The organism is Aquabacterium sp. A08 (assembly GCF_011742065.1).
This window is the reverse complement of record NZ_JAAQQT010000625.1, coordinates 1-22,058: the sequence shown is the minus strand read 5'-3', so window position 1 is coordinate 22,058 and position 22,058 is coordinate 1. Positions and strand designations below refer to the sequence as shown.

Here is a 22,058-nt window from a genome sequence, read left to right as displayed (position 1 = left end):
CCGCGATGGCGACCCGGTCTCGGTTTGGGCGCCGCTGGCGCCCTGCACGGACGATCAGGCGAAAGTCACGTAACCGTCAGCCACCAGGGCTTCAATCGTGGTGGTCACGCCGATCAGGGTGATCGAGCCACCGTCGAAGGTGATCTTGGTGTCGTTGCCAACCACTTCGGAGTTCAGCCAGGTATCCCAGTAGTTCACTGCTTCGGCGTCGCTGCTCAGGCCGACAAACTTCAGCTTGTCGGCGGTGTTGGCCACGCCCCATTGGTAAATTTTGTCGTTGCCTTCGCCGGTGATGGTGTTGACGGTTTCCGTCACTTCCACGTCGCGGCTGCCAACGAAGCTGTTGTCCCACTCATACTCTTTGGTGAGAGTAGTCTTTTTGGTGGAAGTTGTGATAAAGGCAGTCTCGGTTTCAATGTTTTCGTCTGTAAAACCAAGGGCTTCGAGTTCTGCACGCCAGGCTTCGAGTTGTTTGACGTAATTGTTCCAGGCCACGGCGTCGGCGTTGGCTTCATTCGGAGTGTTGCCGTCGCGGAACAGAAGATCGATGGTTTCCGTGGTGGTCGTGGTGATCGTTTTAGACGACACCGTGAAGTTGAACACGAAGGTGTCGCTGAAAGCACCGTTACCGCCGTACAGCAGGTCGTCGCCCAGACCGCCGGTGATGGTGTCAGCACCGGTTTTGCCGTCGATGGTGTCGTTGCCATCGGTACCCACCAGGGTGTCGTCAACACCGTTAGAGCCGTTGATGATTGCCATTTCGATTCACTCCTGAGCTGTGCTCAATAAGAGGACAGCGCTCCCGCCGCCCATGCCTTGCCAAAAAAAAGGATTTCCCTCACTTGCCGCTGTTGTTGCCGCTGCGGCAAGCATTGATGACAGGGGCAACCCGCACCAAACCCGATTGCGCTGCAGTGCGGCACAGTTGGATTCAGTGACCACAGGCGAACTCCCTGGTCACGATGCTTAGTTTCGCGGCACCTGGGCCGCCGCCCTTGGTGGGTTCCTCCGTTTTTTCTGTGCCTGTCATCCCAGATGATGCATGTGATTTATGGTACAAAACAACTAGGATATTGATGTTGAATCCAAACCGAGGTTTGCCGGGTATGTATGACCATGTACTCGCACAACACCCCCACCCCTGTTGACGACGCCCCCATGAACCGCCCCTCTGTTTGGGACCATGCCTCTGCCCCCGCCCGCGTGATGGTGGTGGCCCTGCCGCTGTCGGCGTGGGGGCTGGCCCGCCTGATCGAGACCGAGCCGGTGCGCATGCATTGCGTGGGCATGGTGTCGTCGGCCGCCGAAGGGGTGTTGCAGGTGCGCCAGTTGCGCCCCGACGTGGTGGTGTACGACCTGGACGGTGAGGACGACACCGAGGCCCTGGCCGACCTGCACGCCCAGACCGAGGCCAAGGTGCTGGCCGTGACCAGTTCGCCCCACACCGCGGTGCATGACAACGCGGTGCTGGCCGGCGCCCGGGGCGTGGTGGCCAAGCGCGAAGGGCCGGAGGTGCTGTTGCGCGCCATCGACAAGGTGCGCTTCGGTGAAATCTGGATCGACCGGGGCGCCACCGGCCGCATCTTTCAGGAACTGGCCCGGCAGCGTGCCGGCCGGCGCGAAGACCCGGAAAAAACCCTGCTGGCGCAGCTGACGCCGCGCGAACGGCAAACGGTGGCCGCCCTGGCGGCCGATGCCGCCGCGCCGGGCAAGGTGCTGGCCAAGCGCATGCACATCAGCGAAAACACGCTGCGCAACCACCTCACCTCCATTTACAGCAAGCTGCAGGTGGCCAACCGGGTGGAGCTGTACGCCTTTGCCCACCGCCATGGCCTGGCCGCCGAGGCCTGAGCCCCGGGAACCCCGGGCGCCGGTGCGGGTCGCACGGGGCTGGCCCCACACAGAGGAGACCCCGCCCATGACACCCCCCACCCCCCACCTGGAGTCCGATGTCCTGTCGCTGCTGCCCCGTGGCGGCCCCCACCCGGGCGCCACCCGCCGCACCGCGCTGAAGGCGGTGCTGGGCGCGGGCTACGCGGCCGCCGCTTTGCCGATTGCCGCGCAAACCGTGGTGAACACGCCGGCCGACGGCCTGACCGTGGGCGAGGTGACGGTGGCCGTGAACGGGGTGGGCGTGCCGGTGTACCGGGCCGCGCCCGCCGGCCGCACCGGCCTGCCGGTGGTGCTGGTGCTGTCAGAAATTTTCGGGGTGCACGACTACATTGCCGACACCGCGCGCCGCTTTGCCCGCGCCGGCTACCTGGCGCTGGCGCCCGAACTGTTTGTGCGCCAGGGGGACGCGCAGGGCTACGGCGAAATGGCCAAGCTGATCGCCGAGGTGATTTCGCAGGTGCCCGACGCCCAGGTGGCGGCCGACCTGGACGCCTGCATCGACTGGGCCGCGGCCCACGGCGGCGACGCGAACAGGGTGGCCGTGACCGGCTTCTGCTGGGGCGGTCGCCAGACCTGGCTGTACAGCGCGCACCAGCCGCGCGTCAAAGCCGGGGTGGCCTGGTACGGCCGGTTGGTGGGCCAGACCGGGCCGCTCACGCCGGTGAACCCGCTGGACGTGGCCGCCCGCCTGCACGCCCCGGTGCTGGGCCTGTACGGCGGGGCCGATACCGGCATTCCGCTGGACACGGTGGCGCAGATGGAGGCCGCACTGGCGCAGGGCAGCGCGGCGGCCCGGGCCTCGCGCATCGTGGTGTACCCCGACGCGCCGCACGCCTTCCACGCCGACTACCGCAGCAGCTACCGCCAGGGCCCCGCCGAAGACGGCTGGCGCCGCTGCCTGGCCTGGCTGGCCCAGCACGGCGTGGCCTGAACCGGGGGGCTTGACGGATCGGGTACAGTGGAAACCCTGATCCGTTTCACTCCCCTGACATGACCTTGTTTGCAATTTTGCTGGGCACCGTGGCCGCCGGTGTGGGCAGCGTGTGGCTGGCTGCGGCCCTGAGCCTGGGCCTGCTGGCCCGCTACACCCAGCACATGCTGAGCCTGGCGGCGGGTGCGCTGCTGGCCACCGCCTTCATGCACCTGCTGCCTGAGGCGTTCGAGAGCGAGGCCGGCGCCCACGAACTGTTTACCCTGCTGCTGGCGGGGCTGGTGTTCTTCTTTCTGCTGGATAAAGCCGAACTGTGGCACCACGGCCACGAGCACCACCACGGGGCGCCAGAACACCCCAACGGCCACCGCCACCACGCGCACGCCAGCGCCCATGCCCACGCGGGGCACCGCCACGAACACCACGATCACAGCCACAGTCCGCGCAGCGGTGCCTGGGCGGTGCTGGCCGGCGACAGCGTGCACGCTTTTGGCGACGGCATTTTGATCGCCTCGGCTTTCCTGGCCGACATGCGGCTGGGCGTGGTGGCCGCGCTGGCGGTGCTGGCGCACGAAGTGCCGCACCACATGGGCGACCTGGTGGTGCTGCGCCACACCTCGGGCACGCGGCGGGCGGCCATCGTCAAGGTGTCGCTGGCCGGCACGGTCACGGCCGTGGGCGGCCTGGTGGGCTATGCCCTGGTGACGCAACTGTCCGACTACCTGCCGTACTTTCTGGTGGTCGCGTCCAGCAGTTTTGTCTACGTGGCACTGGCCGATTTGATTCCCCAGCTGCAGAAAAAGCTGGGCCTGCGCGAGACCGCGGCCCAGGTGTTGTGGCTGCTGGTGGGCATTGCCCTGGTGACAGGTGTCAGCGGCCTGGCGCATTCGCACTGAGGCCGGTGCCCGGGCTGCCGCCCGGGGCCCTCAGGGGTTCAGCCGCGGGCGCAGGGTGCGCCGGGCGTCCGGCACCATTCGCTCCAGCTGCCGGGGAACAGGGTGGTGCGGCCCAGGCCGGCCAGTTCCATGGCCAGCACGTTGGGGGTGGCGGTGACGCCACTGCCGCAGTGGTGCACCACGCTGTCGGGCGCGCGGCCGGCCAGCAGTTGCTCAAATTCCGCGCGCAGTTGTGCGGCGGGCTTGAAGCGGCCGTCGGGCAAGAAGTTGTCGGTGAACGGGCGGTTCAAGGCACCGGGCAGGTGGCCCGCCACCGGGTCCAGCGGTTCCACCTCGCCGCGAAAGCGTGGGGCGGCCCGCGCGTCCAGCACGGTCTGGGTGGGGTGGCCCAGTTGCTGCAGCACCTCGGCGGCGCCACGCATGGGGGCGGCGCTGGGGCGCAGTGCGAAGGTGCCCTCGGCCGGCAGGTGGGTGGGGGTGCCGGTTTCCACCGCGCCGCCGGCGGCCTGCCAGGCGGGCAGGCCACCGTCCAGCACGGCCACGGCCTCGTGGCCGCACCACTTCAGCATCCACCAGAGCCGGGCGCAAAAGGTCGCGCCCTGGCGGTCGTACACCACCACCTGCATGTCGGGCATCAGCCCTTGGCGGCGCAGCCGCGCGGCGAAGGTGTCGCGGCTGGGCAGGGGGTGGCGCCCGCCCGAGGCGGCGTCGGGTGCGCCGCTGTGGTCGCTCAGGTCCCGGTCCAGGTGCTGGTACAGGGCGCCGGGCAGGTGGGCCTGGGCGTACAAGGCGGCGCCGGCGGCCGGGTCGGCCAGGTCGAAGCTGCAGTCGAACACCCGCAGCGGCTGGCCGCTGGCCTGCAGGGCCATGAGCTGCGCCGGGGTGATGAGGGTGGTGTAGGGCGCGGCCACGGGCTCAACCTGGCAGGTGTTCGCCCAGCTTGGCGCGGTACCACTCGTGGAAGTGCTGCATGCCGTCTTCCATCGGGCTCTGGTAAGGACCGACTTCGCTGGTGCCGCGCTCAAACAAGGCTTTGCGGCCCGCGTCCATGCGCTCGGCGATCTCGTCGTCCTCGATGCAGGTTTCCATGTAGGCGGCGCGTTGCGCTGCCATGAATTCGGGCTCGAAGGCGGCGATTTCTTCGGGGTAGTAGAACTCGACCATGTTCATGGTTTTGTCCACGCTCAGGGGGTGCAGGGTGGACACGGTGAGCACGTGCGGGTACCACTCCACCATGATGTGGGGGTAGTAGGTCAGCCACACGGCGCCTTGTTCGGGCAGCTCGCCGTTGCGGTAGGCCATCAGCACCTCGTGCCACTTCTGGTAGGTGGGGCTGCCGCTTTTGCCCAGCAGGTTTTGCACGCCCACCGTCTGCACCGAGTATTCGGGCTTGAACTCCCACTGCAGGTCGTCGCAGGTGACGAAGTTGCCCAGCCCGGGGTGGAAGGGCACCACGTGGTAGTCCTCCAGATACACCTCGATGAAGGTCTTCCAGTTGTAATTGCAGGTGTGCAGCTCCACGTGGCCCAGCACCATGCCGTCAAAACTCAGCGTGGACGCGGGGCCCATGTTCGCCAGATCGGCGGCGATGTCGCGGCCGTTGTCTTCAAACAGCAGGCCGTTCCATTCGCGCAGCGGGTAGCGCTGCAGGTTCAGGCAGGGGTCTTGCGCGAAGTGGGGCGCGCCGATGAGTTCGCCCAACTGGCCCATGGCCGAGCCGCCGCTGTAGGTCCAGCGGTGCAGCGGGCACACGATGTTGCCGGCGGCGTGGCCGGCTTTGGCTTCGCCCAGGTTGCCACGCCCTTTGAGCATGACGGCCTGGCGGTGGCGGCAGACGTTGCTGACCAGTTCCACCCCTTGGGCGGTGCGCACCAGGGCGCGGCCTTCGCCTTCTTGGGGCAAGGCATAGTAGTCGCCGACGTTGGGAACGGCGTTGGTGTGCCCCACATATCGGGGCCCGCGCTGAAAGATGGTCTCCAGTTCGCGCCGGAACAGCGCCTCATCAAAATAACTGGAAACGGGCAATTGGCTTGCGGCCTGCTGCAATTGAAGACTCAAATCAGACATGAGGGTCCTGACCTAAAGACTCCCCCTATGAAGGGGCAGGGAAGCGCTTTATGAGACGAGTGAACGAATCAGCGCGGGAAGGGTGAAACAACTCCCATTGAGTTGGAAAGGGAGCGGGATTGTACCCCGGGGGGGTGGATGCGCCTAAAATCCAAGGCTTTGCCCGCCGCCTTGGTGGCCGGCCGACGACACCACCGCCTTCATGCCCAAAACCACCGCCCCCACCGCCCCGGCCCAGCCCGCCAGCTACGAAGCGGCCGTGCAGGAACTCGACGCCCTGGTGGCGCGCCTGGACGCCGGCCAGCTGCCACTGGACGAGCTGCTGACGCAGTACCAACGCGGCGCCCAACTGCTGGCCTACTGCCGCGAGAAGCTGGACGCGGTGGAGCAGCAGATCCAGGTGATGGACGGGGGCGAGCTGAAAAACTGGACGGCTGGCGCATGACGGCCCCCCAGACGCTGCCCCCGCTGGACTTTGCCGCCTGGACCGCCCGGCAACTGGCCGCGGTGGAGCGCGCCCTGGAGGCATTGGTGCCCGCCGACGCCCCGGCCGGCCTGGGCGAGGCCATGCGCTACGCCGTGCTGGACGGCGGCAAGCGCCTGCGCCCCCTGCTGACCCTGGCCACCGCCCAGGCCGTGGCCGGCGACCCGGAGGCCGCGCTGCCCGAGCCGGCCTTGCGCGCGGCCTGCGCGGTGGAACTGATCCACGCCTATTCGCTGGTGCACGACGACCTGCCCTGCATGGACAACGACGTGCTGCGCCGGGGCAAGCCCACGGTGCACGTGCGTTTTGGCGAAGCCCAGGCCCTGCTGGCCGGCGACGCCCTGCAGGCCCTGGCCTTTGAGCTGTTGCTGCCCGAAGCGGCGGCGCTGGACGAGGTACTGGCCGCGCGCCTGTGCCGCACCCTGGCGCGCGCCGCCGGCCACGAAGGCATGGCGGGCGGGCAGGCCATCGACCTGGCCGGGGTGGGGCAGGTACTGACCCAGCCCCAGCTGGAAGACATGCACCGCCGCAAGACCGGCGCCTTGCTGCTGGCCAGCGTGCGGCTGGGGGCACTGGCCGCCGGTGCCGCCGCCCGCCAGTGCGAGGCGCTGGACGCCTACGGCCGCGCCCTGGGCCTGGCCTTCCAGGTGGTGGACGATGTGCTCGACGTGACCGCCGACTCCGCCACCCTGGGCAAGACCGCCGGCAAGGACGCCGCCGCCGACAAGCCCACCTTCGTGGCCCTGCTGGGCCTGGACGGGGCGCGGGCCTACGCCGACGGCCTGCTGGCGCAGGCCCTGGAGGCGCTGGACCGCGCCGGCCTGCCCGACCCCCGCGCCCTGGCGCAACTGGCCCACGGCGTGGTGCAACGCACCCACTGACCCCGGCCCGAACCCGAACTAGACACCCCATCCATGACCGGACTGCTCGACACCATCCAAGCCCCCGCCGACCTGCGCCGCCTGCCGCGCAGCGCGCTGCGCCCCCTGGCCGACGAGCTGCGCGAGTTCCTGCTGCACAGCGTGGCCAAGACCGGCGGGCACCTCAGCTCCAACCTGGGCACGGTGGAGCTGACCGTGGCGCTGCACTACGTGTTCGACACGCCGCACGACCGCATCGTCTGGGACGTGGGCCACCAGACCTACCCGCACAAAATCCTGACCGGCCGGCGCGACCGCATGCCCACCCTGCGCCAGCTGGGCGGCATCAGCGGCTTTCCGCTGCGCAGCGAAAGCGAGTACGACGCCTTCGGCACCGCGCACTCGTCCACCAGCATTTCGGCCGCGCTGGGCATGGCCCTGGCCGCCAAACAGAAGGGCGAACACCGGCACGCCATCGCCGTCATCGGCGACGGCGCCATGACCGCCGGCATGGCTTTTGAGGCGCTGAACAACGCCGGCGTCAGCGACAGCCGGCTGCTGGTCATCCTCAACGACAACGACATGTCCATCAGCCCGCCGGTGGGCGCGCTCAACCGCTACCTGGCGCAGCTGATGAGCGGGCGCTTTTACTCCGCCGCCAAGCACGTGGGCAAGCAGGTGCTGAGCGTGGCGCCGCCGCTGTTCGAGTTGGCCAAGCGGTTGGAAGAACAGGCCAAGGGCATGGTGGTGCCGGCCACGCTGTTCGAGAAGTTCGGCTTCAACTACATCGGTCCCATCGACGGCCACGACCTCGACAGCCTGGTCCCGACGCTGGAAAACATCCGCGAACTGGACGGCCCGCAGTTCCTGCACGTGGTGACCAAAAAAGGCCAGGGCTACAAACTGGCCGAGGCCGACCCGATCGCTTACCACGGCCCCGGCAAGTTCGACCCCAGTGTGGGCCTGCAGCAGCCCGCCCAGGCGCCCAGGCCCACCTTCAGCCAGGTGTTCGGCCAGTGGCTGTGCGACATGGCCGCGCACGATGCGCGGCTGGTCGGCATCACCCCGGCCATGCGGGAAGGCTCGGGCATGGTGGAGTTCCACCGCCGTTTCCCCGAGCGCTACCACGACGTGGGTATTGCCGAGCAGCACGCGGTGACCTTCGCCGCCGGCCTGGCCTGCGAAGGCCTCAAGCCCGTGGTGGCCATTTATTCCACCTTCTTGCAGCGCGCCTACGACCAGCTGGTGCACGACGTGGCCCTGCAGAACCTGCCGGTGGTGTTCGCGCTGGACCGTGCTGGCTTGGTGGGCGCCGACGGCCCGACCCACGCCGGGGCCTACGACATTCCCTTCCTGCGCTGCGTGCCCAATGTCTCCATCGCCTGCCCGGCGGACGAGGCCGAGTGCTACGGCCTGCTGTCCACCGCCCACGAGCAAAACCACCCGGTGGCGGTGCGTTACCCACGCGGCACCGGCGCCGGCACGGCCTTGCCCACCACCCTGGCCGGCCTGCCGTTTGGCCAAGGCGAGGTGCGCCGCCGTGGCCGCGGCGTGGCCATCCTGGCTTTTGGCACCCTGCTGTACCCGGCGCTGGAGGCCGGAGCGGCCCTGAACGCCACCGTGGCCAACATGCGCTGGGCCAAGCCGCTGGACACCGATCTGTTGCGCGAACTGGCCCGCGACCACGAAGCCCTGGTGACGGTGGAAGAGGGCGCCTTGCCCGGCGGCGCCGGCTGTGCCGTGCTGGAGGCCTTGCAGGCCGCCGGCCTGACGGTGCCCGTGCTGACCCTGGGCCTGCCGGACCGCTTCATCGAGCATGGCGACCCGGCCAAGCTGCTGGCCCTACTGGGGCTGGACGCCGCCGGCATCGAGCGCAGCGTGCGCGAACGCTTCGGGGCGGCCTTGCAGGCAGAGGCCCATTTGAAAATAGTTGGCGCCAGCGACTGATGTTTGAAATCTTTTTGTGCGCGTCGGTGGTCCGATCGGGTTAACCCGGCAAAACGGGCCTTCGACTTTCCTTACAATCATTTCACCTGCCATTCTTGGCAAGTCGGGCCTGTGCCCGGATGAAACAACAACCCATTTGGAGTCAACAGACATGGATCGTCGCTCATTGATCGCCGGGTCCGGCGCCATCGGCCTGGCCGGCCTGCTCGCCGCCTGCGGCAAGAAAGAGGAAGCCGCCGCTCCCGCAGCCGCTCCTGCTGCCCCGGCTGTGGCCACCGGTGACACGGTGCGCTGGCGCATCGCCTCCAGCTTCCCCAAGGCGCTGGACACCATTTACGGTGGCGCCGAGGTGTTCGCCAAGGCCGTGAACGACATGTCCGGCGGCAAGTTCCAGATCTCGGTGCACCCCGGTGGCGAACTGGTGCCCCCGTTCGGTGTGGTCGATGCGGTGCAACAAGGCACCGTGGAAGCGGCCCACACCTGTGCCTACTACCACATCGGCAAGGACGACACCTTTGCCATGGGCACCGCCATCCCCTTCGGCCTCAACAGCCGCCAGCTGACCTCGTGGATGTACCACGGCAACGGCCTCAAGCTGTTCCGCGAGTTTTACGACCAGTACAACATCATCAACTTCCCTTGCGGCAACTCCGGTGCCCAGATGGGCGGCTGGTTCCGCAAGGAAATCAAGGGCGTGGGCGACATCAACGGCCTGAAGATGCGCCTGGGCGGCTTCGCTGGCAAGGTGCTGTCGCGCCTGGGCGCGGTGCCCCAGGCCATCCCGGGTGGTGAAATTTACCAGGCGCTGGAGCGCGGCACCATCGACGCCTGCGAATGGGTCGGCCCCTACGACGACGAAAAACTGGGCTTCAACAAAGTCGCCCCGTTCTACTACTACCCCGGCTGGTGGGAGGGCGGCGCCCAGATCGACCTCTACATCAACAAAGAGGCGTACAACAAGCTGTCGGCCGAGAACAAAGCCATCGTGGAAGCCGCCGCGGCCTACGCCCACACCGACATGCAGGCCAAGTACGACGCCCTGAACCCGCCGGCGCTCAAGCGCCTGGTGGCGTCGGGCACCAAGGTGCTGCCCTTCCCCAAGAGCACCATGGACGCCGCGTTCAAGGCCGCCAACGAGCTGTACACCGAGCTGAGCGACACCAACGCCAACTGGAAAAAGATCTACAGCGACTACGCGGAATTCCGCCGCGATCAGAACCTGTGGTTCCGCTTCACCGAAGGCCTGTTCGACAACTACATGCAGAACTCCCGCCTGTGAGCGGCGGGTTGACGGCCTGAACCGAGCCCCGCGCCAGCGCGGGGCTTTTTTTGCTTGACCCGAACCGGTGTCTGGCGGGAACCCCCGCCAGGCCCCACGGTTCTGAGCCAGAAGCCCAGAACCACGCCCCGTGTGAGCGGAGGACCCGACCATGAAATCTTTGATGCTCATTGCCCGCGGCATAGACCTGCTCAACGGCACCATCGGCAAACTGGCCATGTGGCTGATTTTGGCGGCGACGCTGATCAGCGCGGGCAACGCCATCTCGCGCAAGGCGTTCAACCTGAGTTCCAACGCCTTTCTGGAAATCCAGTGGTACCTGTTCGCCGCCGTGTTCATGCTGGGCGGGGGCTATGCCTTTCTGCGCAACGCCCACGTGCGCATCGACGTGCTGTCGGGCCGCCTGTCGCCCCGTGCGCGCAACTGGATCGACGTGGTCGGCATCCTGGTGTTCCTGTTCCCGCTGTGCTACATGTTGGCCAGCATGGGCTGGCCGGTGTTTGCCCGGGCTTGGGCCAGCGGTGAGATTTCTTCCAGCGCCGGCGGCCTGGTGCGCTGGCCGGTGTACGGCCTGATTCCGCTGGGCTTTGCCTTGCTGGCGCTGCAGGGTCTGTCCGAACTGATCAAACGGCTGAACTTCCTGTTCTGCGCCGGTCCGGACCCCTTGAGCCACACCGGCCCCAGCGAAACCGAACTGCTGGCCCAGGAAATTGCCGCCGCCGAAAAAGCCGCCGCCGGAGCCCACAAATGACCGAGCTGATGTCCAACCAATTCGTCCCCATGATGTTCATGGGGCTGATGTTCTTCCTGCTGGCGGGTTTCCCGGTGGCGTTTTCGCTGGCGGCCACCGGGCTGTTCTTTGGCCTGGTGGGCATGGAGTTGGGCCTGTTCCCCCAGACCCTGTTCAACGCGCTGCCGCTGCGTGTCTTTGGCATCATGCAGAACGACACGCTGCTGGCCATCCCCTTCTTCACGCTCATGGGCATCATCCTGGAGCGCAGCCGCATGGCCGAGGACCTGCTGGAGACCATCGGCCAGGTGTTCGGGCCGCTGCGCGGTGGCCTGGGCATTGCCGTGGTGCTGGTGGGCGCGCTGCTGGCCGCCACCACCGGCGTGGTGGCCGCGGCCGTCATTTCCATGGGCCTGATCTCGCTGCCCATCATGCTGCGCAACGGCTACAACCGCGCCATCGCCACCGGCACCATCACCGCGTCGGGCACGTTGGCGCAGGCGCTGCCGCCGTCGCTGGTGCTCATCGTGCTGGCCGACCAGCTCGGCCGCTCGGTCGGTGACATGTACGCCGGCGCCCTGATCCCCGGCCTGATGCTGGTGGGGCTGTACCTGGTGTTCATGGTGGGGGTGGCGCTGTTCAAGCCCGACTGGGTGCCGGCCCTGCCGCCCGAGGCGCGCATCTACAACGAAGCCAACGGCAACAGCGGCCACCGCTCGCTGTTCGTGCTGCTGGCCATCGCCGGTGGCGTGGCCTATGCGTGGTCGCAGGTGCACAGCGGGCTGATGCAGCGCTGGTTCGAGCGCAGCGGCGACGCCCCGTCGGACGAAACCTTCATCATCTCGGCGCTGGTGGCCGCCATGGTGGCGCTGGTGCTGGCCCTGCTGAACAAACTGCTGCGGCTCAACCTGGTGTCGCGCCTGGCGCAGCAGGTCACCTTTGTGCTGATTCCGCCGCTGGTGCTGATCTTCCTGGTGCTGGGCACCATTTTCCTGGGCGTGGCCACGCCGACCGAAGGCGGCGCCATGGGTGCGATCGGCGCCTTGATCATGGCCCTGGCGCGGCGCCGGCTCTCGCTGTCGCTGCTGATGCAGGCCCTGGAAAACAGCACCAAGCTGTCGATCTTCGTGATGTTCATCCTGATCGGCTCGACGGTGTTCAGCTTCACCTTCAACGCCGCCGACGGCCACATCTGGGTGGAGCACCTGTTCGACAAGCTGCCGGGCGGCCAACTGGGCTTCCTCATCTTCGTCAACCTGCTGGTGTTTGGCCTGGGCTTCTTCATCGATTTCTTCGAGATCGCCTTCATCGTCATCCCGCTGCTGGCGCCGGTGGCCGAGAAGCTGGACATCAACCTGATCTGGTTCGGCATCATCATCGCGATGAACCTGCAGACGTCCTTCCTGACGCCGCCGTTCGGCTTTGCGCTGTTCTACCTGCGCAGCGTGGCCGCGCGCAACGACTACACCGACGAGGTGACCGGCAAGCGCATCAAGGCGGTGACCACCGAGCAGATCTACAAAGGCTCGATCGCCTTCATCGCGCTGCAACTGCTGATGGTGGCGGTGCTGCTGTGGCAGCCGTCGCTGGTGACCGGGCAGCTCAAGCAGGCGCAGGCCGTGGACGAGTCGGCGGTGCGCGACCAGTTGCTGAACATGCCAGGGTTCGACAGCGGCGGTTTTGGCAACTCCCCCTGGGGCAACGAGGAGGAGGCGCCAGACCCGGCCGAGGACGCTGCGCCTGCCCCGGCCGACGGCGCCGCCGCACCCCTGACCCAGACCATCGACCCGCTGCAGGCCCTGCAGGAGTCGATGCGCAAACCCTGAGCCCGCGCCCATGCAGATCGACGTGAAAATCCTGGACGGGCGGTTGCGCGAGCAGCCCCCGGCCTACGCCACCGCTGGCAGCGCCGGGCTGGACCTGCGTGCCTGCCTGGACGCGCCGCTGACCCTGGCGCCCAACGCCTGGCAGTTGGTGCCCACCGGCATGGCCATCCACCTGGCCGACCCGGGCTACGCGGCCCTGATCCTGCCGCGTTCGGGCTTGGGGCACAAGCACGGCATCGTGCTGGGCAACCTGGTGGGCCTGATCGACAGCGACTACCAAGGCCAGCTCATGGTGAGCGCCTGGAACCGCAGCGACGTGGCCTTCACCATCGAGCCGATGGAGCGGATCGCGCAGCTGGTGATCGTGCCGGTGCTGCAGGCCCGCTTCAACTGGGTGGACGACTTTGGCGCCGCCACCGAGCGTGGGGTGGGCGGCTACGGCTCCACCGGCCGGGGCTGACCGCTGGGTCCCGCCCGACTGGCCAGGGCTGCCCGCCGGTTGGGGCAGGGTATCTGGCCCGGTGGCGCATCAGGCGCCGGGTGGGGTGTCCAGCTTGAAAAAACCGGTGCCCAGGGTGCCCTGGCCCACCTCTTCCAGCGTGGCTTCGCGCACCGCATGCACCTTGAGCGCGATGCGCAGCGCGATGCCGGCCAGCGGGTGGTTGGCGTCCATCACCACGTGTTCCGGGTAGATCTCGCTCACAAAGTACAGCCGGTCGGCCGGGGCGGCCGGGTTGCAGCCAGGGGGCAGGCCCTCGAAGGCCATGCCTTCTTCCAGTTCCGCCGGGAAGCAGCTGCGCGGTTCCAGGTAGAGCAGTTGGTCGTCGAAATCGCCGAAGGCGTGCTCGGGCTCCAGGTGCAGCTCCAGCACGTCGCCCACGGCGTGGCCCTGCAGGGCCTCGTCGATCTTGGCCAGCAGGTCGTGGCCACCGACGAGGAATTCCGTCGGTTCGTCCAGTTCGTCCAGCGCTTCGCCCAAGGTGTCTTTCAGCGTCCAGGTCAACGACACGACGCATTGCGGGTTGATTTTCATCGGACAATTGTCCCATGACTTCCCCCCAAGCCCGCCACCCCGCCACCGCGACTGCGCCTTTGCCCGACACCCCCCTGGCCCTGCTCGGTGGCCTGACGCCGCGCCAGTTCATGCGCCGGCACTGGCAGAAAAAGCCGCTGCTGATCCGCCAGGCCATGCCCGGTTTTGCCCCGCTGCTGGACCGCGCCGAGTTGTTTGCGCTGGCCGGGCAGGAAGGGGTGGAGTCGCGCGCCATCGTGCGGCAGGCCGGGGGCGACTGGCGCCTGAGCCACGGCCCCTTGGCGCGCAAGGCGCTGCCGCCGTTCAAGCAGCCGGCCTGGACGCTGCTGGTGCAGGGCGTGGACCTGCACGTGGACGCGGTGCACCGGCTGATGCAGGGCTTTCGCTTCGTGCCCGACGCCCGGCTCGACGACCTGATGATTTCCTGGGCCAGCGAAGGCGGCGGCGTGGGCCCGCACTTCGACAGTTACGACGTGTTCCTGCTGCAGGCCAGCGGCAAGCGCCACTGGCGCATCGGCCGGCAGAAGGACCTGACCCTGCAGGAGGGCGTGCCCCTGAAGATCCTGCAGCATTTTGAGCCCGAGGAAGAGTGGGTGCTGGAGCCGGGCGACATGCTCTACCTGCCGCCCAAGTGGGCCCACGACGGCGTGGCGGTGGACGGCGAGTGCATGACCTATTCGGTGGGTTTCCGCGCGCCGCAGCGCGGCGGCCTGGCCGGCGAGCTGGCGCTGCGCCTGGCCGACGAACACGAGGACGAGGTGCTCTACCGCGATCCGCAGCAGGTCGCGACCGACCAGCCCGCCGCCGTGCCCGCCGGGTTGCTGGACTTTGCCCGCGACGGCCTGCAGCGCCTGCTGGCCGACGACCAGGCGCTGGGCTGCGCCCTGGGCGAGGTGCTGACCGAACCCAAACCCAAGGTCTGGTTCGAGGAGCCGGTCGAGGCCTGGGCCACCGGCGCGGTGCGGCTCGACCGCCGCACCCGCATGCTGTACGACGAGCGCCACATCTTCATCAACGGCGAGGCCTTCCGGGCCGGGGGGCGCGATGCGCGCCTGATGCGCGAGCTGGCCGACCGGCGTGGGCTGGACGCCGAGCGCGTGCAGCGCGCCAGCGCCGAGGCCCAGGCCCTGCTGGCCGACTGGCACGACGCCGGTTGGCTGCACTTGGACCCCGAGGTGGGTGGTGACTGACCAGCCGGAGCACCCGGACCCGCCGGGCTGGCCCGCCGACGGTCGGCACAGCGGCCGTGCCGACTTCCAGCAGGCCTTGCGCGCCTGCATCGCCCAGGCCCAGGCCGAGCGGGTGGGGCAGATGTGGTGGTGCGACCCCGACTTTGCCGACTGGCCCTTGCACGAGGCCGCGGTGGTGGCGCAACTGCAGGCCTGGAGCCTGGCCGGTGGACGTTTGCGCATGCTGGCCAGCGATTTCCGCCATGTGCAGGCCCATGCCCCGCGTTTCTTGCGTTGGCGCCAGCTGTGGGACCACCGCTTCGAGGCCCGTGCCACCGGCCGCAGCCGTTGGGCCGAAACGCCGTCGCTCTGGCTGGGCGGCGAGCGGCTGCTGCTGCGGCTGGACGCAGTGGGCAGCGCCTTCTTCGTCACCACCGAGCGGGCACGCCGTGCCCAAACCGAAGAGCGGCTGCAGTCGCTGTGGCAGCAGTCGGTGGTGGCGCTGCCGGCCAGCACCCTGGGCTTGTGAACGCCACAGGTGTTGCAAGATGGCAACGAAGTTGCAACCGTTTGAAAATATTTTTTTTGAGGGTTAACCCGGGTTCTTTTGCGCATTATGATGCGCTCCGAGCTGGTGCATGTCTAGGTCACTGTGGTGCATTGGTTCCACCGGGTTTGTCCATCGGGGGGGCGGATACGGTGATTGCAAATCGCTCCCGGGTCCTTATACGCATTCACATCATGAACAAGTCTCTCGTCATCGCCGCCGTCATGGCCGCCGCAGTTCTGGCCGCTTGCGGCAAGAAAGAAGAAGCCGCTGCACCCGCAGTGGAAACCACCGCTCCCGCTGCCGCTCCGGCCGCTGACGCTGCTGCCCCCGCTGCTCCGGCCGCCGACGCCGCTGCCGCTCCGGCCGCTGACGCTGCTGCTGCCCCCGCCGCTCCGGCCGACGCCGCCGCTGCTCCGGCCGCTCCTGCCGAAGAGAAAAAGCAGTGATGTGTTGAGGGCGCAAGCCCTCACGCCACTCAAAAAACCGCCTCGCGTTTGCCGGGCGGTTTTTTTGCGTCTGAACCCTGGTCTGTACCGCTGCGGCGGGCTTGGCGGGCCCGCCGGACGGCTTGAGCGGGCGTGGGCTGTGGGCCGAGGTGGCCCCGGCCGTGTCAGGCTCAGTTCAGCTTTTTGACCAAGACGCGGCTGCGCCGGTCCCAGTTGTATTTGCGCTTGCGCGCCTCGGGCAGCCAGTCGGCGTCCACCGGCTGGAAGCCGCGCTTGATGAACCAGTGCATGGTGCGGGTGGTGAGCACGAAGATGCTTTCCAGGCCCATGTAGCGGGCCCGTTGCTCGATGCGTTTGAGCACCTTTTCGCCATCGCCCTGGCCCTGCGCCTGGGGCGACACCGTCAGCGCCGCCATTTCGGCGGTGCGGGCTTCCGGGTAGGCGTACAGCGCCGCGCAGGCGAAGATCACCCCGTCGTGCTCGATGATGGTGTAGTTGGCCACGTCGCGCTCGATTTCGGTGCGGCTGCGTTTGACCAGGGTGCCGTCCTTCTCGAACGGTTCGATCAGCTGCAGGATGCCGCCCACGTCGTCGGCGCTGGCTTCGCGCAGTTCTTCCAGCTTTTCGTCCACCACCATGGTGCCGATGCCGTCGTGCACGTACACCTCCAGCAGCAGCGCGCCGTCCACCGCGAACGGGATGATGTGGCTGCGTTCCACGCCCGCTTTGCAGGCTTTCACGCAGTGCTGCAGGTAAAAGCCCACGTCGGTCGGCAAATGGCTGGGCGGCAGCTCGGCCAGGATGTTTTCGGCCTGGGCCAGCGGCAGTTCGGTGTCGATGGGGTTGTCTTCGCTGTCGGGCCGGTGCGGGTCCATGCGGATGCCCGGGATTTCCGTCACAAACAGCAGCTTGTCGGCCTGCAGCGCGATGGCCACACTGGTCGCCACCTCCTCCATGCTGAGGTTGAAGGCCTCGCCGGTGGGCGAGAAGCCGAAGGGTGACAGCAGCACCATCGCGCCCATGTCCAGGGTGCGCATCAGGCCGCCCACGTCCACCTTGCGCACCAGGCCGGAGTGCTGGAAGTCGATGCCGTCCACGATGCCCACCGGCCGCGCGGTGATGAAGTTGCCCGAGATGACGCGCACCGTGGCGCCGGCCATGGGGGTGTTGGGTAGGCCCTGGCTGAAGGCAGCCTCGATTTCGTAGCGCAGCTGGCCGGCGGCTTCCTGGGCGCAGTCCAGCGCCACCTCGTCGGTGATGCGGATGCCGTTGTGGTAACGCGCTTCGTGCCCCTTGGCGCGCAGCTGTTCGTTCACCTGCGGCCGAAAGCCGTGCACCAGCACCACGCGCACGCCCATGCTCTGGATGAGGGCCAGGTCTTGCGCCAGGTTGGGCAGCTTGCCGGCGGCAATCGCCTCGCCCGGAATGCCCACCACAAAGGTCTGGTTGCGGAACTTGTGGATGTAGGGCGCCACCGAACGGAACCAGGGCACGAAGGTGAAGTTGAAGACCGTGGACATGTCAGGGCAAAGTGGGCGGCCACCGCGTGGCGCAGACCCCTAGGATAATCGCAAGCTTCGCCTTTTCCGGGCCCCGCCCCGTTCCGCCTTGACCGCCACCGCTTTGAAGATCGAGTTTCCCGAATCCCTGCCCGTCTCGGGCAAGCGCCACGAGATCGAGGCGGCGCTGCGCGCGCACCAGGTGGTGATCGTCTGCGGCGAAACCGGCTCGGGCAAGACCACCCAACTGCCTAAGATCGCGCTGGCCATGGGGCGCGGCGGGCAGGCGCAGCGCCAGGCCTTGGCCGCGGGCGCGGCGGCCGGGGCTGCGGCCGCCCAGGCCGAGGGCGAGGCGCGGGGTGCGCGCGGTGGACGCAGCGGCGGGCGGCCCGCACGCCCCCAGCTGATCGGCCACACCCAGCCGCGCCGCATCGCCGCCAGTTCGGTGGCCACGCGCATCGCCGAGGAGTTGCAAACCCCGCTGGGCGAGGTGGTGGGCTACAAGGTGCGCTTCAACGACCGCCTCGGGAAAAACGCCTCGGTCAAGCTGATGACCGATGGCATCCTGCTGGCCGAAACGCAAACCGACCCGCTGCTGCAGGCCTACGACACCCTCATCATCGACGAGGCGCACGAGCGCAGCCTGAACATCGACTTCCTGCTGGGCTACATCAAGCAGATCCTGCCGCGCCGCCCGGATTTGAAGGTGATCGTCACCTCGGCCACCATCGACGCCGACCGCTTTGCGCGGCACTTCGCTTCGCGCCACGGACCGGCGCAGGTGATCCTGGTGTCGGGCCGCACCTTCCCGGTGGAGCAGCGCTACCGCCCGTTCGAGGAGTCGCGCGAGCACGACCTGAACGACGCCATCGCCGACGCGGTGGACGAACTCTGGCGCGGTGGCGCCCAGGCGGGCGACATTTTGGTGTTTTTGCCTGGTGAGCGCGAGATCCGAGAGGCCGCCGACCACCTGCGCAAGCACCTGGCCCACGTGCCGGCGCTGCGCAGCGCCGAGGTGCTGCCTTTGTTCGCGCGCCTGAGCGCCGCCGAGCAGGACCAGATTTTCAAACCCCACGGTCAGCGCCGCATCGTCATCGCCACCAACGTGGCCGAAACCTCGCTGACCGTGCCCGGCATCCGTTACGTCATCGACGCCGGCACCGCACGGGTCAAGCGCTACAGCCTGCGCAGCAAGGTCGAGCAGTTGCTGGTGGAGCCGATCAGCCAGGCCGCGGCCAACCAGCGCGCCGGCCGCTGCGGTCGGGTGGCCGACGGCATCTGCATCCGCCTGTACGACGAGGCCGATTTCAACGCCCGCCCGCGCTTCACCGACCCGGAAATTCTGCGCTCCTCGCTGGCGGCGGTGATTCTGCGGATGAAGTCGTTGCACCTGGGGCAGGTCGAGGATTTTCCGTTCCTGGAAGCGCCTTCGCGCCGCGCCATCACCGACGGCTACCAGCTGTTGCAGGAGCTGGGCGCGGTGGACGAGTTCAACGCCCTCACGCCCCTGGGCGCCGAACTGGCCAAGCTGCCGCTGGACCCGCGCGTGGGCCGCATGATTCTGGAGGCGCGCAACCGCCATGCCCTGGACGAGGTGCTGGTGATCGCCAGCGCGTTGAGCGTGCAGGACGTGCGCGAACGCCCGATGGAGGCGCAAGCCCAGGCCGACCAGGCCCACGCCAAGTTCGACGACGAGAAAAGCGAGTTCACCAGCTACCTGAAGCTGTGGCACTGGCTGGAGACCGCGCGCGGCGGCAAGCCCGCGGCACCCCAGGCGGCGGCTGCGCCCGCGCCCAGCCACGGCCCGATCGGCTTTGCCGAGCTGAAGGCCTTGCGGCGCCAGGCGCCCACGTCCGGCGGTCCGGCGGTGCCTACCGCCGGCGCCACCCACAAGCTCAGCCACCGCCAGTACGAGGCGCTGCTGCGGCAGAACTTCATCAGCGTGCGCCGGGTGCGCGAGTGGCGCGACATCCACAGCCAGCTCCACACCGTGGTGGCCGAACACGGCTGGCAGCTCAACACCGCCCCGGCCAGCTACGAGCAGCTGCACCTGTCCATGCTGTCCGGGTTGCTGGGCAACCTCGGCTGCAAGCACGACACCGAGGACGTGTACCTGGGGGCGCGCGGCATCAAGTTCCACCGCCACCCGGGCGCGCACCTGAGCAAGCGCCCGGGCCGCTGGATCGTCTGTGCCGAACTGGTGGAGACCGCGCGCCTGTTCGGGCGCGGCATCGCCGCCATCGAGCCGCAATGGCTGGAACAGGTGGGCGCGCACCTGCTGAAAAAGCAGATGCTGGACCCGCACTGGGAAAAGAAGGCGGCCGAGGTGGTGGGCTACGAACGCGCCACGCTCTACGGCCTGGTGGTGTATCAGCAGCGCCGCGTGCACTACGGCCGGGTGGACCCGGTGGGCGCGCGCGACATCTTCATCCGCGAAGCGCTGGTGGCCGGCCTGTACGAAGACACCTGGCCGGCCGAGGCGCTGGCGCGCCTGCCCTTCCTGGCCGCCAACCGCAAACTCATCCGCCAGGTGCAGGAACTGGAGCACAAGTCGCGCCGGCAGGACGTGCTGGTGGACGACGCCCTGATCCACGCTTTCTACGACAGCCAGTTGCCACCCGAGGTGTGCAGCGGCCGCGAGCTGGAGCGCTGGTACCGCGACGCGGCGCGCCAGCAGCCCAAGCTGCTGCAGCTGACGCGCGAGGAGCTGATGCGCCACGAGGCCGCCGGGGTGACCGGCAACGCCTTCCCCAAAACCGTGAAGCTGGGCGGGGTGGACTGCAGCGCCAGCTACCTGCACGAGCCGGGCGACCCGAAAGACGGCCTGACCGTGGCCGTGCCGCTGTTCGTGCTGAACCAGGTGAGCGAGGAGCGCTGCGAGTGGCTGGTGCCCGGCATGCTGAAAGACAAGGTCCAGGCCCTGCTGAAAAGCCTGCCGCAAAAGCCGCGCGCCCGGCTGGTGCCCCTGCCCGACAGCGCCGAGCAGATCGCTGCCGCGCTGACCGGCCCCGAGCGCTGGGGCCAAGGCAGCCTGACCGACGCGCTGCTGAAAGAGGTGCGGCAGATGGCCGGCCTGGACGTCCAGCGCAGCGACTTCAAGCTCGACATGCTGCAGCCGCACCAGTTCATGAACCTGCGCGTGGTGGACGAACACGGCCGCCAGTTGGGCCAGAGCCGCAACCTGCCGGCGCTCAAGGCCGAGTGGGGGGCCAAGGCCCGCGGCGCTTTCCAGGCCCTGGCCCAGCTCAAGCTGGCTGGCCAGACCGAGGCACCCCGGCACGCCGCGGCCCCCGAGGCGGCGGCATCGGCAGGGGGGGATACCTCCGCGCCGGGCCGCGCTGGCGCGGCCCCTGCGGTGCGGTCCACGGCCGCTGGCGCGGCGGCGGCCCAGCCGGCCCCGGGCAGCGGCCCCGCCGCCGCGGACGGCACCCTGCGCCACACCGCCTGGACCTTCGGCGACTGGCCCGAGATCATGGAAATCCGCCAGGGCGGCCAGACGCTGATCGGCTTTCCGGCGCTGATCGACCTGGGCGACGCGGTGGCCATCCAGGTGTTCGACGAACCCGACGTGGCCGCGCGCAAGCACCGCAGCGGCCTGCGCCGGCTGTTCGCCCTGCAGCTGAAGGACGCGCTCAAGTACCTGGAGAAAAACATCCCCGACCTGCAGAAAATGGCTGTGGCTTACATGGCCTTGGGCACGCAGGAGGAGCTGCGCGAGCAGATCATCGGCGTGGCGATGGAGCGCGCCTTTTTGGCCGAACCGCTGCCCGCCCACGAGGCCGACTTCAAGCGCCGGCTGGACGAGGGCCGGGGCCGGCTGACGCTGATCGCCCAGGAAGTGGCGCGCCTGTGCGGCACCGTGTTGCAGGAGCACGCCGCCGCCGCGCGCAAGCTCAAAGACACCAGGCAGGCCCCCGACGCGGTGGCCGACGCCAGCCAGCAACTGCAACGCCTGGTGGGCAAGCGCTTTCTGGCCGAGACGCCCTGGAGCGCGCTGCAGCACCTGCCGCGCTACCTCAAGGCCATCGTGCTGCGGCTGGACAAGCACCGCAGCGACCCGGCGCGCGACACCACCCGCATGGCCGAGGTCAAGGCCCAGGAGCAGCGCTACTGGCGCTTGTTGGCCGAGCGCAAGGGCGTGCGCAACGAGCGCATGGACGAGTTCCGCTGGCTGCTGGAAGAGTTCCGGGTCAGCCTGTTCGCCCAGGAGTTGCGCACACCGCAGCCGGTCAGCGCCAAACGGCTGGACAAGGTCTGGGCCCAGATCGCGCAGTGAGCGCGGGCCCAGCCTGTGCCTCGCCGCACTACCGGGGCGACTGGGGTCACAACCGGGCCAGCCGCTCCAGCGCGCGTTGCAGGGTGGCGTCCTGCTTGGCAAAGCAAAAGCGCACCACGCGCTGGTCGAAGCCGTTGCCGTAAAACGCCGACAGCGGGATGGCCGCCACCCC

The 22,058-nt window shown here is 68.3% G+C and carries 19 protein-coding genes and 1 pseudogene; 14 read left to right on the top strand and 6 right to left on the bottom strand.

The annotated features are described in order from the left end of the window. Positions 1–54: 54 nt before the first annotated feature. Positions 55–759 carry a hypothetical protein gene (locus HA630_RS25650; protein ID WP_166835037.1) on the bottom strand — a complete coding sequence of 235 codons (705 nt, stop codon included), beginning with the start codon at positions 757–759 and terminating at the stop codon, positions 55–57. A gap of 399 nt (positions 760–1,158) precedes the next feature. Here HA630_RS25650 and HA630_RS12070 point away from each other — a divergent pair, with 399 nt between their 5' ends. The 3 genes from HA630_RS12070 (at position 1,159) to HA630_RS12060 (ending at position 3,720) form a co-directional block, all read left to right on the top strand. Next, entirely contained in the window at positions 1,159–1,851 is a 693-nt protein-coding gene (locus HA630_RS12070) for a response regulator transcription factor (RefSeq protein ID WP_166835035.1), read from the top strand. A 67-nt stretch (positions 1,852–1,918) separates the two neighbouring features. Then, positions 1,919–2,824 carry a dienelactone hydrolase family protein gene (locus HA630_RS12065; RefSeq protein WP_166835033.1) on the top strand — a complete coding sequence of 302 codons (906 nt, stop codon included), beginning with the start codon at positions 1,919–1,921 and terminating at the stop codon, positions 2,822–2,824. 59 nt (positions 2,825–2,883) lie between these two features. Next, the gene (locus tag HA630_RS12060; RefSeq protein WP_166835031.1) at positions 2,884–3,720 is read left to right on the top strand and encodes a ZIP family metal transporter; all 837 of its coding nucleotides are present in this window, start codon (positions 2,884–2,886) and stop codon (positions 3,718–3,720) included. A 38-nt stretch (positions 3,721–3,758) separates the two neighbouring features. Here HA630_RS12060 and HA630_RS12055 read toward each other — a convergent pair whose 3' ends face one another. Further along, positions 3,759–4,631 (bottom strand): sulfurtransferase, encoded by an 873-nt coding sequence (locus HA630_RS12055; protein WP_371809246.1) that lies wholly within the window; start codon positions 4,629–4,631, stop codon positions 3,759–3,761. Between the two features lie 4 nt (positions 4,632–4,635). Next, positions 4,636–5,787 (bottom strand): aromatic ring-hydroxylating dioxygenase subunit alpha, encoded by a 1,152-nt coding sequence (locus HA630_RS12050; RefSeq protein WP_166835029.1) that lies wholly within the window; start codon positions 5,785–5,787, stop codon positions 4,636–4,638. A 202-nt stretch (positions 5,788–5,989) separates the two neighbouring features. Here HA630_RS12050 and xseB point away from each other — a divergent pair, with 202 nt between their 5' ends. The 7 genes from xseB (at position 5,990) to dut (ending at position 13,373) form a co-directional block, all read left to right on the top strand. After that, positions 5,990–6,232, top strand: coding sequence for an exodeoxyribonuclease VII small subunit (xseB, locus tag HA630_RS12045; protein WP_166835027.1), 243 nt, complete (start codon positions 5,990–5,992; stop codon positions 6,230–6,232). After that, positions 6,229–7,152, top strand: coding sequence for a polyprenyl synthetase family protein (locus HA630_RS12040; protein WP_166835025.1), 924 nt, complete (start codon positions 6,229–6,231; stop codon positions 7,150–7,152). The genes xseB and HA630_RS12040 overlap by 4 nt, the downstream gene beginning before the upstream one ends. Positions 7,153–7,185: 33 nt before the next feature. Next, positions 7,186–9,078, top strand: coding sequence for a 1-deoxy-D-xylulose-5-phosphate synthase (gene dxs / locus HA630_RS12035; RefSeq protein ID WP_166835023.1), 1,893 nt, complete (start codon positions 7,186–7,188; stop codon positions 9,076–9,078). 151 nt (positions 9,079–9,229) lie between these two features. Further along, positions 9,230–10,357, top strand: coding sequence for a TRAP transporter substrate-binding protein (locus HA630_RS12030; RefSeq protein WP_166835021.1), 1,128 nt, complete (start codon positions 9,230–9,232; stop codon positions 10,355–10,357). A gap of 151 nt (positions 10,358–10,508) precedes the next feature. Next, a complete protein-coding gene (locus HA630_RS12025; RefSeq protein WP_166835019.1) occupies positions 10,509–11,108 on the top strand; it encodes a TRAP transporter small permease subunit in 600 nt (199 codons plus the stop codon). After that, positions 11,105–12,913 (top strand): TRAP transporter large permease subunit, encoded by a 1,809-nt coding sequence (locus HA630_RS12020; protein ID WP_166835017.1) that lies wholly within the window; start codon positions 11,105–11,107, stop codon positions 12,911–12,913. The genes HA630_RS12025 and HA630_RS12020 overlap by 4 nt, the downstream gene beginning before the upstream one ends. A 10-nt stretch (positions 12,914–12,923) precedes the next feature. Beyond that, complete coding sequence (dut, locus tag HA630_RS12015; protein WP_166835015.1) at positions 12,924–13,373, top strand: dUTP diphosphatase; 450 nt, start codon at positions 12,924–12,926, stop codon at positions 13,371–13,373. 69 nt (positions 13,374–13,442) lie between these two features. Here dut and HA630_RS12010 read toward each other — a convergent pair whose 3' ends face one another. After that, positions 13,443–13,946, bottom strand: coding sequence for a peptidylprolyl isomerase (locus HA630_RS12010; protein ID WP_166835013.1), 504 nt, complete (start codon positions 13,944–13,946; stop codon positions 13,443–13,445). Between the two features lie 14 nt (positions 13,947–13,960). Between HA630_RS12010 and HA630_RS12005 the strand changes: the two genes are divergently transcribed. The 3 genes from HA630_RS12005 (at position 13,961) to HA630_RS11995 (ending at position 16,111) form a co-directional block, all read left to right on the top strand. Next, on the top strand, positions 13,961–15,136 hold the full coding sequence (locus HA630_RS12005; RefSeq protein ID WP_166835011.1) for a cupin domain-containing protein: 1,176 nt from the start codon (positions 13,961–13,963) through the stop codon (positions 15,134–15,136). Then, positions 15,129–15,644 (top strand): hypothetical protein, encoded by a 516-nt coding sequence (locus tag HA630_RS12000; protein WP_166835009.1) that lies wholly within the window; start codon positions 15,129–15,131, stop codon positions 15,642–15,644. The genes HA630_RS12005 and HA630_RS12000 overlap by 8 nt, the downstream gene beginning before the upstream one ends. A gap of 212 nt (positions 15,645–15,856) precedes the next feature. Next, positions 15,857–16,111, top strand: coding sequence for a hypothetical protein (locus tag HA630_RS11995; RefSeq protein ID WP_166835007.1), 255 nt, complete (start codon positions 15,857–15,859; stop codon positions 16,109–16,111). Positions 16,112–16,281: 170 nt separating this feature from the next. Here HA630_RS11995 and argA read toward each other — a convergent pair whose 3' ends face one another. Then, the gene (gene argA, locus HA630_RS11990; RefSeq protein ID WP_166835005.1) at positions 16,282–17,631 is read right to left on the bottom strand and encodes an amino-acid N-acetyltransferase; all 1,350 of its coding nucleotides are present in this window, start codon (positions 17,629–17,631) and stop codon (positions 16,282–16,284) included. An 88-nt stretch (positions 17,632–17,719) separates the two neighbouring features. On the opposite strand from argA, the gene hrpA reads away from it, so the two are divergent. Beyond that, entirely contained in the window at positions 17,720–21,886 is a 4,167-nt protein-coding gene (gene hrpA / locus HA630_RS11985) for an ATP-dependent RNA helicase HrpA (protein WP_166835003.1), read from the top strand. Positions 21,887–21,932: 46 nt separating this feature from the next. On the opposite strand, the pseudogene HA630_RS23680 reads toward hrpA, so the two are convergent. After that, positions 21,933–22,058, bottom strand: a pseudogene (locus HA630_RS23680) (methionine aminotransferase); the annotation flags it as partial.